Here is a 12,806-nt window from a genome sequence, read left to right on the forward strand (position 1 = left end):
CCGCCTCTCACCCCGAACTTCCAGGAGGATCGGCCATGCACTCCCACTCCGCCGGCAGAGGCAGCCGCCCGACTCGCCGCGCTCTGCTCGGGACGATCGCGGGCGTGGCGGCCGTCGGGGCGACGGGCGGGTACGCCTGGAACCGGTTCGGGCACGACAGCGGTGACGACGAGGGCACGGCCGCCGACGGCACGGGCACCGGTTCGAACACCGGGAAGCAGACCTTCGAGCGGCTGTCCGCCCCCGACCGCACCGTGGTCCGCGGCTCCGACGGCGGCACGCTCGCCACGTTCACCGACGGAGCCCGTACGGCCGTGCTCACCGGGCGCACCCGCACCTTCAGCGAGCGGCGGACCACCGAGGCCAAGGTGACCACGGACGCCTGGGTGCGGCTGCTGCCGCACACATGGCAGCAGGGCATGGAGAAGTCCGCGTGGTTCACGAGCTGGTTCGGCAAGACGCTCGGCGACACCAGCCCGGACGTCTTCGCGGTGGCGTTCCAGTACAGCAGCGCCGGGGCGCCCGACAAGCACAACGCAGACGACGTGCGCTACGCGGGCACCGCACACTTCGGCCCGCGCAATTCCAAGGTCACCAACCCGCTGGACTTCGCCTACTACGACGAAAAGTCCGACTTCTACGACTATCTGGGCGTTCCCTGGGACTTCGACGGCACGCGCGTGCAGCCGGAGCAGGCCCGCTACGGCTGCGTCGACTGCTCCGGCTTCCAGCGTCTGGTGTGGGGCTACCGCATGGGCCTCCCCATGCACAACACCAACACCAAGGGCACCGGTCTGCCCCGCCGCGCCTACGCCATCGCCGCCTACGGTCCCGGCCAAGTGGTGATCCCCCACACCGGCACGAAGCAGGCCACCGACCTGAGCATCCTGCAACCCGGCGATCTGGTCTTCTTCGCCATCATCAAGGACCGGCCGGACTTCATCGACCACGTGGGCATCTACATGGGCCTCGACGACAACGGCCGCCACCGCTTCTACTCCAGCCGCTCCGCCGCCAACGGCCCGACCATGGGCGACCTGTCGGGCCACGCGCTGCTGGACGGCACCGACTTCTACGCCCGCGGCTTCCGGTCGGCCCGCCGCCTGTGATCCCGCCGCCTGTGCACCGCCGCTCCACCTGACCTGCCGATCCGAGGACCACTGCCATGACCGCCATCTCCGCCGCCCGGCCCACCGGAGCGCACCGAGGCCGCCGGGCGGCGAACCGCCGATCCGGCCTGCCGGCAGACGCCCCGCGCTGGGAGCGCCCGGCGCTCGCCGCGGTACTGGCCGTCGCCACGGTGCTGTACTCCTGGGGCATGGGGAACGCCGCGCTCCACCCCTTCTACGGTGCCGCGATACGTTCGATGACCGGCGGCTGGCGTGCCTTCTTCTTCGGCGGGCTCGACACCAGCGGTTCGATCAGCATCGACAAGCTCCCCGGCGCCTTCTGGCCCGACGCCGTCTCCGTCTGGATCTTCGGCCCGCACACCTGGGCGGCCGCCCTTCCGCAGGTCGTCGAGGGCGTGCTGACGGTGTGGCTGCTGCACCGGATCGTCCGGGCCTGGGCCGGGCCGTTCGCCGCGCTGGTCGCCGCGCTGACGCTCACCCTCACCCCGGTGGCCGTGGTCCTCAACCGGGCCACCATCCCGGACACCGCGCTCACCCTGCTCCTGGTGGCGGCCGCCGGAGCACTGCAGAAGGCGGTGCGCACCGAGCGGCTGCTGCCGCTGATCACCTGCGGGATCTGGATCGGGCTCGCCTTCCAGGCGAAGATGCTGCAGGCGTGGCTGGTGCTGCCGGTCTTCGCCGTCGTGTACCAAGTCGTCGCCCCCGGCACGCCGTTGAAGCGGGCTCTGCGCTTTCTGCTGGGCGGTACGGTGGCGCTGGCGGTCTCCTGCTTCTGGGTGCTGATCGCCTGGGCGACACCGGTCGCCGACCGCCCGTACCTCGACGGTACGTCCGACAACAACCCGTTCGCCCTGGTCTTCGGCTACAACGGCCTGAGCCGCTTCAGCAGCGATTCCACCGCGTTCGGCGCCGTCGCCGCCACCGCCAACAGCCGCACCACCGGCAACACCGGCTGGAACATGCTGATCAACGACACGGTCGGCCCGCAGGTCGCCTGGTTCCTGCCGCTCGCCGTGCTCGCCGCGGTCCTGGGCGTCGTCTGGCGCACCGGGCAATCGCGAACGGACATGCTGCGCGCGGGATTTCTGCTGTGGGGCGGCTGGCTGGCCGTCCACGCCCTGGTGTTCAGCGCCTCCAACGGCAACCACGCCTACTACATGGCCGTCATCGCCCCGGCGCTCGCCGCGCTGACCGGCGGCGGGCTCGCGCTCTTCCGATCGGAGTACGACTCGGCGCACGACCCGGAAGCCAAACCTGAGGCCGAACCGGAGGCCGAAGGAGAGGCCGAGCCGGAGTACGAGCCGGAACACCAGTCGCAGCCCTGGTCGCCGTACATGTCGGCACACGAAGCGGAGCCCTGGTCGGCGCAGGTGCCGGCGCACGAGGCGGAGCACGGGTCGCAGGACAGGCCGGAGGACAGGTCTGGCGGCCGGCGGCACCTGGTGCTGCCGGGGGCGATCGTGCTGACGGTGGTGTGGGCGCTGGTGCTCGACTGGCCGACCCGATTCGTCTCCTGGCTCCTGCCGATCGCCGTGATGCTCGCGCTGTGCGGGGTGGTGGGCCTGTGGAGCCGCGGGCCGCGCACCTCCCCGAGGAAGGTCCAGGGCGCCCTCGCCGCCGGGATCGCGGCCACCCTGGTCGTACCGGCCGGCTGGGCCCTCTCCAGCCTCGACCCGCTCTACGCGGGCGCCTCCACCGCGCCGATCGCCGGTCCGGTCGGCAACGCGTACTACAACAGCGTCCGTGAACACCACGCTCCGCGGCGGATAGGCCTCGACCGGCCCAGCGCCCGCGACACCGCCCTGCTCGACTATCTGACCACGCACCGCCACGGCGAGAAGTACCTGCTCGCCACGCAGACCGCCTACGGCGCCGAGCCCCTGCTGCGTGCGAAGTCCGAACCGATCCTCGTCATGGGCGGCTTCACCGGCAACACCCCCTTCCCCACCACCCAGCAGCTCGGCACCCTCGTCACCACCCGCCAGCTGCGCTACGCCCTGCTCACCACCCAGCGCCCCACCACCGCCACCACCACCTGGGTGAAGTCCCACTGCACCCGCGTCCCGCCCGCCTCCTACGGCCGCAGCACGGGCGGCAGCTTCACGCTCTACGACTGCAGACCGCAGGGGTGAGGCGCCGCCCGCAAGGAACCCCTGCACAGGCTCGCGCCGGTCTGCTTGCGGGCCAGGTCAGCGACTTGCCCCAATGCGCAGGAAGAAGTACACACTGAGGAGCACAAGCACCATGCTCGGCGGCAGGAGAATCGAGGCCCAGAGCAGTCGATGGGTCGAGGGGACGCTGGAGAGCGTCCCGATGCCGATCCCGGCGCACAGGAGCAGGAGCGGCAACGCCGTTCTCTGCGGGCGGTCCTGCCAGGGGCCTACTCGCGCGAGGGCGAGCACATTGATGACAATGCCGACCACAGCGATGGCGAACAAGAAGACGTGGCTGGCGCCGAGTCCGTGGCTGGCCATATCCGGAATCCCATCCTCGATCAGGATCAGTATGTGTGCGGTGGTGAGGACGGGTCAGAACATCCCGTGTCCTGTATGCCCCGGCGCTACGGGCCCTGGCCGCTTGACGGATCGCCCACGCCCGGCGTCCTGGCGACAGCGGCCGCACACCGTGTCCATCCCGCCCGTTAGCCTGTCCTCATGCCTCGCTACGAGTACCGCTGCCGCACCTGTGGATCCACGTTCGAAGTCAGCCGGCCGATGGCGGAGTCGTCCGCGCCGGCGTCGTGTCCTTCGGGGCACGACGACACAGTGAAGTTGCTGTCGGCGGTTGCTGTGGGCGGAACGTCGTCCGCCCCCTCGCCCACGGCGGGCGGAGGGGGCGGTTGCTGTGGTGGAGGCTGTTGCGGCTAGGTGGGCCCTGCGCGCCCACGCGGCGGAGCCGCGCATCGATACAGTCCCGCGCCCCTAGGGCGTTGGGGTGTGCATCGCTCGCAGGAACTCCCGCAGGATGCGCTCGCCCGCCAAGACCCCCCGCTCCGGCAGGGCCGTGATGGTGGGGGCCGTCCAGGCCTCGTCCGCCAGTTCTCCGTGGCCCGGGCGCCAGCCCTTGTCGGCGGCCAGCAGCAGATCGGCGTCGAGGAGGGAGTCGCCTGCCGCGAGGGTGAGGTCGGCACCGGTTCTGCGGGCCACCTCTCGCATGGCCGCGCTCTTGGTGAGGGGCTTCGGTACGGCGTAGATCTTGCGGCCCTGGAGGGAGACCGTCCAGCCGCGGTTCTCCGCCCACACCGCGAGTTCCTTCACCCACTCCTCGGGGAGCAGCTCGCGCTCCACGACGAGGTAGGCGAAGAGGTCCTCGGCGACGCGGTGCTTGCGCACCCAGGCCGGGTCGGCGGAGTCGGCCAGGTACTGGCGGACCTCCTCCAGCGGCGCGCACTCGGCGGCCAGCTTCGCCTGCACCCCGGCGTGCCAGTCCTCGTCGGTCGCGCCGTCGACGAGAAGGTGGCCGCCGTTGGCGCAGATCGCGTACTTCGGCTCCGGGCCGGGCAGGCTGATGCGCTGGTACTGCTTGCGGGTGCGGGTGGTGGTCGGCACGAACACGGCCGCGTCGGCGCCGAGTCCGCCGAGTTCGGTGAGGAGCCCGGCCGCCGTCTCCGTCATGAAGGAGAGCGGCTTGCTCTCGTGCACCTCTACGCAGAGCAGCCGGGGTGCCCGCGCGTCCGGCATGGTCAGGGCGAGGGCGGCCGAGGAGTAGATGAGCGTACGGTCGAGGTCGCTGGCGACGAGTACCGGCATCAGACCGCCACCGCCCTGCCGTCGGCCCCGGTCGCCCCGCGCGTGTACTTGGGGTGGATCAACCCCACGCAGGTGTACGGCAGTTCGTCCACTTCCTCGACGGGTACGCCTCTCTGCTCGGCGAGCAGCCTGACGTGGTCGAGGTCGGCACCGGCGCCGGCCCGCGCGAGGATCTTCCAGGGCACCCGGCGCAGCAGCACCCGGGTGGTCTCGCCGACGCCGGGCTTGACGAGGTTCACGTCGTGGATGCCGTACTCCTCGCTGATCCGCTCAACTGCCGCCCAGCCCTCCCAGGTTGGGGTGCGGTCGGCGGCCAGCAGTTCCTTGGCGAGGGTCGCCACGGCGTCCGCGACCTCCGGGAAGCGTGCGGCCACGGCGTCCAGGAAGTCCACCGAGACGTCCGCACCGGCGAGTTCGCGGTAGAACTTCGCGCCGTGGAAGTCGTGCGGGCCGACCAGGTCGGAGCGCAGGACCGTGCGTGAAATCAGCCCCGACACGGTCGAGTTGAGGCAGGCGGAGGGGATGAGGAAGTCCTCGCGGGTGCCGTACGTCTGCACGCACGAGCCGGGGTCGGCGAGGACCGCGATCTCCGGGTCGAAGCCGGTGATGCCGTCGGACTCCTCGAACTCCTTGATGGCGTCGGCGAGTTCGCGGGTGATGGCGCCCTTGCCGGTCCAGCCGTCGACGAACACGACGTCGGTGGGGTCGTGGTGGGCGGCGAGATAGCGCAGCGCGTTGGCGTCGATGCCCCGTCCGCGCACGATCGACACGGCGTAGTGCGGGAGGTCGAGACCGTGGCGGTACTGGGCCCAGCGGCGCATCAGGACGCCCACGGGGGTGCCGGCGCGGGCGAGGGAGACGAGCACGGGGTGCGGTGAGCGCTCGGCGAGGACGAGTTCGGTGACCGCGCCGACCGCCAGCGCGAGACGTCCGGCCGCCTCGTCCAGGGCGGTGTGGAACAGCTCCTGGTACTGCTCGCTCGGCTGGTACTCCACCGGCAGCGACTCCGCGTAGTGCGCTCCGCCGCTCTGGATCGCCTCCTCCCGCTCCTCGGTCGGCGCCTCCAGCGTCACGTCCGAGAGATCCTGGAGCAGCCAGCCGACCTCTTCCGGCGCGTACGAGGAGAAGGCGGGGCCGCGGAGGGGCTCGGGCAGCATGGGGGGCCTTTCGGGGACGTACGAGGGGACCACCGCGAGGACGACGTGCGGGGTGTGTGCGGCCAACTCGGCCAGCAGGCCGTGCAGTTCGGGAGTGTCCCCGCGGGAGTCGACGACCGCGACGACCGCGTCGAAGCCGGCGCCGGCGATGTTGTAGGCGTAGCGGTCGCCGGGGCCGTCGGCGGGGGTGTCGTGGGCGGGGAAGGTGAGGCGGGTGCGGATCGCGTAGCCGGGATCGTCCACCGCGAGGACGGGGGAACGGGTGGTCGTGGAGTAGGTGACGTCGGCGTCGACTATCTGCTCCAGTTCGCGGGCGAGTCTCAGGGGGGCGTACATCAGCTCCTCGAAGCCGAGGATGTGTACGCGGTGGGCTTCTTGCGGGAGTGCCTCCGCCAGGCGGGCCGCCATGGCGGGGAGGGCGCGTTCGAGGCGTATTCGGTGGGCGGGGGTGAAGCCGTGTCTTCCGCCGTCGGGGAGGTTTCGGGGCCAGCGGAGATCGACTCGACGGGTGCGGCTGTCGGCCTGGTGCGGGTCCGCTGTGGCCGGGCGCGCAGTTCCCCGCGCCCCTTGGGGGTTGGCGTCCAGGTCCGCTTTCAGGGGCGCGGGGAACTGCGCGGCCAGCCCCGACGGCGCCGCAGACGACGAATCACCTGTCCCGGCACCCCCCGCCTCGTACCGCGCCACCAACTCCTGCCCCTTCTCCAGCACCCCCGCCGGCAGGCGAACCGTGCCCGAAGCCGCCGCCACCAGGTCCACCCTCGCGCCTATCTCCGCCGCGAACTCGTCCAACCGCCCCGCGTCCGCCGCCGACCGCATGTCGACCAGGGCCACCACCACGTACCGGTCTCGCGGGTAGCGCCCGTGGAGGTCGCGGATGGTGTTGAGGACCGTGTTGCCCGTCGAGAACTCGTCGTCGACCAGCACCAGCGGGCCGTCACCGGCCAGCAGCTCCGGATCCTCCGGCAGCAGCAGATGCGAGGTCGCGTGGGAGTGGGACTCCTCGAAACCGCCTGCCGTGGCGACGCCGGGGACGGGGCGGCGGGTGGAGTGGAGGTAGGGGGCGACGGCGATGCCGTCGGCGACCGCGTGGCCCAGGCCCGTCGCGGTTTCCGCGTAGCCGAGGACCACCGCACGGCGGGACTCCTCGGGGCCCAGCAGGTCGCGTACCCGGTGGCCCAGGGTGAAGCCGTAGCCGTAGACGATCGACGGGGACTGGGGGACGTGCTTGCCGAGCACGTTCGAGACCAGGAGGTGGGCCCGTTTGGGGTTGCGGCGGAGGGCCAGGCCCAGGAGGTCGGTCAGTTCGGGGTCGCCGAGGAGTTCGACGCCGAGCCGCTCCGCGACCCAACTGCCGGACCAGACCCCGTTGTTCACTGCCTTGTTCATGCGTCCCTTGCGATTCAGCCGGGGATTCCGGCGGCGAGCAGCTCCACGAAGCCGACGTCCTCGCGTGCGACGCCGAAGATCTCGGCGCGCAGCATGGTCCGCTCGGCCCAGGCGCGGTGCGGCTTCACCTCGTTCATCTTGTTCGTGTACGCCGAGCGCAGCACGCCCCCGCCGCCCCGCTCCGGCCGCAGGATGTCCTGCGCGTCGCAGAACTCCTCGTGGCTGACCACGGACAGCGCGTGCACGGGCAGTACGTGCGAGGGGTGGATGCAGGTCTTGCCCATCAGCCCGTTGGCCTGGTCGAGGGCGATCTCGCGCAGCAGCCCGTCCATGGCGTGCTCGATCAGCGCCTCGCGCAGCTCCTCGGCCTGACCCTCCAGGAAGGGGCTGCGACGCAGCTGCGGCTTGAACATGCGCTCCTGGACCCGGAAGTACTCCCAGACCGGACCGGTCACCGTGAAACCGGTGCCGTCGGCGCGCCCCAGCATGTTCACCACGTCGGCGATCACGGAGGCGACGATCTGGACGTCGTAGGCCGTCATGTCGGAGGCCCTGCGCAGGCCGTAGGAGGAGCAGAAGTCGGTGACGCCCAGGCGCAGGGCGAGGACGCGGTCGCGGTACTTGTCGACCGCGCGGGAGATGCCCTCCAGGGTCTCGACGCGCGACTCGCGGTAGAGCAGCTCGGGCGACTCCAGGACCGGCATGCCGAAGAGGCGTCGGCCGCTCTCCGACTCGGCGGCGGACAGCGCCTCCAGGAAGGGCATACCGCGTTCCTCGGTGAACTTCGGCATCACGAAGCCGGAGAGGAGTCGTGCGGCCGGGCCCATGCGGCGGACGAGGTCGGGGATCTGTTCGGGCACGCGGACCCGGACGAACAGCAGCGGGAGTTCCACGCCCGGGCGGGCGGCCAGCTCGGTGAACTGCTCGACCAGGTTCTCCTCGGCGGCCGGGACGTCCTCGTCACCGATCGAGTCCTCCAGGCACAGCACCATCGACACGACACCGCGTCCGGCCAGCTTGACGATGTCGTCGGCGAGCCTGGGCCGGGTGGCAGGACTGTAGAGCGTGGCGCCGAGGGCGGCGGCGAGCAGTCGGGCCGGGGAGTCCGCGTCGAACTCGCACGGCTCCTGGAAGAAGAGACGCTGCCGTACCTCAGGGGCAATGTGCCCGAAATGACGCATAAAGCTCCCCCGTGGTGACGATGTGAACCGTGAGTGTTTTCGATAGGTGGCCGGTAATAGTACGTACAAACCCATGTCAGGGGTTCCCGCCGGGCATGAACTTCAGGTAACTCGGCCGTGTCGGAGTCCGCACCCCACGTTGTCGTGACCAGGACCGAGAGGGCAGGATGACCGCATGACGCACGCGATGCTGAAAGGGTCGAACGTCCCGCTGGAGGCCACCACGGTACGTGCCGTGCTGCGCTGGACGCCCGGGCAGGGGGGCCCGGACGTGGATGTCTCGGCGCTGCTCCTCGGCCCCGCCGGTCGGGTGCGTTCCGACGAGGACTTCGTCTTCTACAACCAGCCCCGGCACCCCTCCGGGAAGGTCTGGCGGCTCGGCAAGAAGCGTGTCGCCGAAGGCCCCACCGACACGATCCAGACAGATCTGGCCGGTGTCGAGCCCGAAGTCAGCCGGATTCTGGTGGTCGCATCGGCGGAGGACGAGACCTTCGACCGCGTACAGGGTCTGCGCATCATGCTGTACGACGCGGCCGTCGCCGAGGGCGATCCGCTGCTGTATTTCGACATCAAGCCGGAGACCGGCGAGGAGACCGCGCTGATCTGCGGGGAGCTGTACCGGCGGGGCGAGGGGTGGAAGTTCCGGGCGCTCGGCGAGGGGTACTCGAACGGGCTGCGCGGGCTGGCCATGGACTTCGGCATCACGGTGGACGAGTCGGAGACGGGGGGAGCTCCTGAGGTCTCGCAGCCGTTGCCTCCGGCGGTTCCGGTGCAGGTGCCTCCGGCGGTTCCGGGGCAGTCCGGGTACGGGTATCCGCCGGCGCAGGAGCCGGTGACTCAGCCTGCGTACGGGTATCCGCAGACGGCTCCTGCGGGTGCCGGGACGTACGGGTATCCGCAGCCGGTGCCTGCGGCGAGTGCGGTGGATCCCGATTTTCGGTTGCCTCCGCAGGGGCCGCAGTTCATTTGAGGGTGCGTGCGTAGTTTTTTTGCGTGCGGCCGGTGGGGGCTTGTCGCCCAGTTCCCCGCGCCCCTGAAGACCTAGCGCTCGACCTTGGTTTTGTAGCCCCGCCCCCACTGCAGCCCCCAGCCGTACAAGCGGTCCAGTTCCGCCTGGAAGCCGTAGACGAACTTCACCTCGCGGCGGACCACCAGCTCGCCCTTGACGTTCTCGATCATCACTACCGCGCAGGAGCGGGCCTGGGGGTGGCGTTCGTCGAGGCCTATCTCGATGCGGGGGCCGTTGCTGGGGTAGAGGGTGACGATCGCGTGGGTGCGGTCGAAGGCCGGGGTCTGGTCGTAGATGTAGACGAAGACCAGCAGGCGCTTGATCTGGTCGCGGTGGTCGAGGTTGACGTACATCGTCTCGCCGGACGCGGAGCCGAAGCGGTCGTCGCCGCTGAGCTTCACGTACGGGGGTGAGTTGACGTCGCCGAGGAGGCCGCCGAGGGGCTGGACGACGCCCTTGGTGCCGTCCATGAGTTCGTAGAGGCAGCCGAGGTCGAGGTCGACGTTGACCATGCTCTGGCTGTGGCCCATGACCTCGGGTGGCTTGAGGGCCTTGAAGGGGTGGCGCAGCAGGCTGTCCCGCTGGAGGCCGCCGATGTCGGAGGTCCGCATCCGCCAGGTCAGGTTGACGCGCAGGTTGCCGGTGGCCGCGCCCTGTTTGGTGAGCGAGACCTGGTGGTGCCGTTTGGTCAGTTCGATCGCGTTGCTGGCCGCGCTGCCCGAGTCGAAGTCGATCTCGCGCCGCCAGATCCCGTCGAAGAAGCCCATTCCCGCCCCCACGTCCACATGACTCACGACAAAGCTGTCGGGGCGGCGGACCGAGGGCATGTCCTCTGTCTGCCGCCCCGAACAGAGCGTTCCCTTACCAGGGAGCTTGTCACACCCCGGACGAGACCTCAGTCTTCTCGTCCGAGCCGGCTTTTCCCTCGGCTTCCGCGAGCGCGCTGTTGCGGCGGACCGAGGACCAGAAGGACCAGCCGATCAGGACCACGCCGACCAGGCCGGTGATGACCTCGTTGATCTGGTACTGGATGGTGACCATGAGGATCACGGCGAGGGCGCCGATCGCGTAGTGGGCGCCGTGCTCCAGGTAGACGTAGTCGTCCAACGTGCCCTGGCGGACCAGGTAGACCGTCAGCGAGCGGACGTACATCGCGCCGATGCCCAGGCCCAGCGCCATCAGGACGATGTCGTTGGTGATGGCGAACGCGCCGATCACGCCGTCGAAGGAGAAGGACGCGTCCAGGACTTCGAGGTACAGGAACATGAAGAACGCGGCCTGGCCGGCCAGGACCACCGCCGAGCGCTGCTTGCCGGTGCGCGCGGCCTCTTCCTCCTCCTCGTGCTCCCGCTCCTCCTCTTCTTCGAGCTTGTCCTCGAAGTAGCCGGAGAGCCCGCCGACGATCATGTACGTGATCAGGCCGGAGATCCCGGCGATCAGCACCGTCTGCGCCTTGTCGGCGTGCGCGCCGCCGTGCTGGTGGGCGTGGGCCGCGAAGGTGAAGGACGTGATCAGCAGGACGATCAGCGCGATGCAGACCGACAGCATGTCGACCTTGCCGAGCTTGGCGAGCGGGCGCTCGATCCAGCGCAGCCACTGGATGTCCCGGTCCTCGAAGATGAAGTCCAGGAAGATCATCAGCAGGAACATGCCGCCGAAGGCCGCGATCGCCGGGTGGGCGTCGGTGACCAGCTGCTGGTAGTGGTCCTTGTTGTTGAGCGCGAGGTCGACCGCGTCGATCGGGCCGATCTTCGCGGTGACGGCGACGATGACGACGGGGAACACCAGCCGCATGCCGAAGACGGCGATCAGGACGCCCACCGTGAGGAAGATCTTCTGCCAGAAGGCGGACATCTTCTTCAGGATCCCGGCGTTGACCACCGCGTTGTCGAAGGACAGCGAGATCTCCAGGACGGCCAGGATCGCCACGATTCCGAAGGCTTCCCACCCCCCGTAGAACGCCGCCGCGACCAGGCCGAGCGCGGTGACCGCGAACGACCAGCCGAAGGTTTTCAGAAGCACTGGCTACCCAATCCCTGTGTGTACGGGTCTCCCCCGCGCCGCACTCGGCTTTACTTAAAATTTGACGTTGAGGACAGAGTCTAGGGGAGACTGCGCCGATCGGGACATGTGGCCCGTCCCAGCCGCAAACCCGCAGGTCTCGGGGCCCGTCAACGCGAACGCGGCTTCACTCCTTCGAAGATCACGAGGAACGGGGAGACGTAGCCGGACGCTTCTACGGGCGTGGCACGGCCGGCCACGACCAGGACGACACCGGCGATCAGGGCGGCGCAGTACATGAAGGCGTTGATCAGCTGGGTGGGCTGTGGTGGGGGCGGCTGCTGCGATTCGCTGGGCATAATGAACGGACTCCCGTCCTTCCGAGGGCGGCGAGCTCCCAGAGAGCCACCTGCCTCGTTACCAGGCGCAGCAGGTGGCTCTCTCTCGTCGACGCCGGGCCACCCTGCGTGCGTGGCCCCTTACGAAACGTTGACCCCGAAGTCTAGGGCGATGCCCCGCAGACCGGACGCGTACCCCTGGCCGACCGCCCTGAACTTCCACTCGCCCTGGTAGCGGTAGAGCTCGCCGAAGATCATGGCGGTCTCGGTGGAGGCGTCCTCGGAGAGGTCGTAGCGGGCGAGTTCCTGGCCGTCGGCCTGGTTGACGACGCGGATGAAGGCGTTGCTGACCTGGCCGAAGGTCTGGCCGCGGTTGTCGGCGTCGTGGATGGAGACCGGGAAGACGACCTTGTCGACGTTGGCCGGGACCTTGGAGAGGTCGACCAGGATCGACTCGTCGTCGCCCTCGCCCTCACCGGTGAGGTTGTCGCCGGTGTGCTCCACCGAGCCGTCCGGGCTCTTGAGCTGGTTGTAGAAGATGAACCACTCGTCCCCGAGCACCCGGCCGCCGTTGCACAGGAGCGCGCTGGCGTCGAGGTCGAAGTCGGCTCCGGTGGTGGAACGCGCGTCCCAGCCGAGCCCGATCAGTACGTTCGTGAGGTTCGGTGCGGCCTTGGACAGGGAGACGTTGCCCCCCTTGGCGAGTGTGACGCCCATTGTGCTGGTCCTCCCCGAGGCGATGCTGCTGTGTGAGTTGTCCTGCGCTCCCCCGGAGGGGAACCCCCCGGCGCCGCACGCTGACCCAGCTGCTGACCGGCCTGCGCGGCAAGGACGTGCTGTTCACCTTCATCGAGA

General features: G+C 69.7%; 12 protein-coding genes. 4 read left to right on the forward strand and 8 right to left on the reverse strand.

What is annotated here, in order from left to right; translation table 11 throughout:
• Window positions 1-35: 35 nt before the first annotated feature.
• The gene (locus ACWDEW_RS46390; RefSeq protein WP_450522040.1) at window positions 36-1,109 is read left to right on the forward strand and encodes an NlpC/P60 family protein; all 1,074 of its coding nucleotides are present in this window, start codon (window positions 36-38) and stop codon (window positions 1,107-1,109) included.
• 56 nt (window positions 1,110-1,165) lie between these two features.
• On the forward strand, window positions 1,166-3,262 hold the full coding sequence (locus tag ACWDEW_RS46395) for a glycosyltransferase family 39 protein (RefSeq protein WP_450522042.1): 2,097 nt from the start codon (window positions 1,166-1,168) through the stop codon (window positions 3,260-3,262).
• Window positions 3,263-3,319: 57 nt separating this feature from the next.
• On the opposite strand, the gene ACWDEW_RS46400 is transcribed toward ACWDEW_RS46395, so the two are convergent.
• Window positions 3,320-3,604 carry a hypothetical protein gene (locus tag ACWDEW_RS46400; RefSeq protein WP_450522044.1) on the reverse strand — a complete coding sequence of 95 codons (285 nt, stop codon included), beginning with the start codon at window positions 3,602-3,604 and terminating at the stop codon, window positions 3,320-3,322.
• Window positions 3,605-3,784: 180 nt separating this feature from the next.
• Here ACWDEW_RS46400 and ACWDEW_RS46405 point away from each other — a divergent pair, with 180 nt between their 5' ends.
• Window positions 3,785-3,997, forward strand: a complete 213-nt coding sequence (locus ACWDEW_RS46405) for an FmdB family zinc ribbon protein (RefSeq protein ID WP_450522046.1) — start codon at window positions 3,785-3,787, stop codon at window positions 3,995-3,997.
• 54 nt (window positions 3,998-4,051) lie between these two features.
• On the opposite strand, the gene ACWDEW_RS46410 is transcribed toward ACWDEW_RS46405, so the two are convergent.
• From ACWDEW_RS46410 to ACWDEW_RS46420, 3 genes are read right to left on the reverse strand one after another with little or no spacing between them, the layout of a single operon-like run.
• Entirely contained in the window at window positions 4,052-4,879 is an 828-nt protein-coding gene (locus ACWDEW_RS46410; protein WP_450522048.1) for an HAD family hydrolase, read from the reverse strand.
• On the reverse strand, window positions 4,879-7,422 hold the full coding sequence (locus ACWDEW_RS46415) for a phosphoribosyltransferase (RefSeq protein ID WP_450522050.1): 2,544 nt from the start codon (window positions 7,420-7,422) through the stop codon (window positions 4,879-4,881). Before ACWDEW_RS46415 ends, ACWDEW_RS46410 begins: the two co-directional genes overlap by 1 nt.
• 14 nt (window positions 7,423-7,436) lie before the next feature.
• Complete coding sequence (locus tag ACWDEW_RS46420; protein ID WP_450522052.1) at window positions 7,437-8,603, reverse strand: HpcH/HpaI aldolase/citrate lyase family protein; 1,167 nt, start codon at window positions 8,601-8,603, stop codon at window positions 7,437-7,439.
• A gap of 175 nt (window positions 8,604-8,778) precedes the next feature.
• On the opposite strand from ACWDEW_RS46420, the gene ACWDEW_RS46425 reads away from it, so the two are divergent.
• Entirely contained in the window at window positions 8,779-9,573 is a 795-nt protein-coding gene (locus tag ACWDEW_RS46425; protein ID WP_450522053.1) for a TerD family protein, read from the forward strand.
• Between the two features lie 71 nt (window positions 9,574-9,644).
• Here the strand turns inward: ACWDEW_RS46425 and ACWDEW_RS46430 are convergent, their stop codons facing one another.
• The 4 genes from ACWDEW_RS46430 to ACWDEW_RS46445 form a co-directional block, all read right to left on the reverse strand.
• Window positions 9,645-10,379 (reverse strand): TerD family protein, encoded by a 735-nt coding sequence (locus tag ACWDEW_RS46430; RefSeq protein ID WP_019067110.1) that lies wholly within the window; start codon window positions 10,377-10,379, stop codon window positions 9,645-9,647.
• Between the two features lie 109 nt (window positions 10,380-10,488).
• A complete protein-coding gene (locus ACWDEW_RS46435; RefSeq protein ID WP_450522055.1) occupies window positions 10,489-11,634 on the reverse strand; it encodes a DUF475 domain-containing protein in 1,146 nt (381 codons plus the stop codon).
• Window positions 11,635-11,783: 149 nt separating this feature from the next.
• On the reverse strand, window positions 11,784-11,972 hold the full coding sequence (locus ACWDEW_RS46440; RefSeq protein ID WP_450522057.1) for a hypothetical protein: 189 nt from the start codon (window positions 11,970-11,972) through the stop codon (window positions 11,784-11,786).
• Window positions 11,973-12,092: 120 nt separating this feature from the next.
• Window positions 12,093-12,668, reverse strand: coding sequence for a TerD family protein (locus tag ACWDEW_RS46445; protein WP_019067108.1), 576 nt, complete (start codon window positions 12,666-12,668; stop codon window positions 12,093-12,095).
• Window positions 12,669-12,806 lie beyond the last annotated feature (138 nt).

This window comes from Streptomyces sp. NPDC001100 (assembly GCF_053598575.1).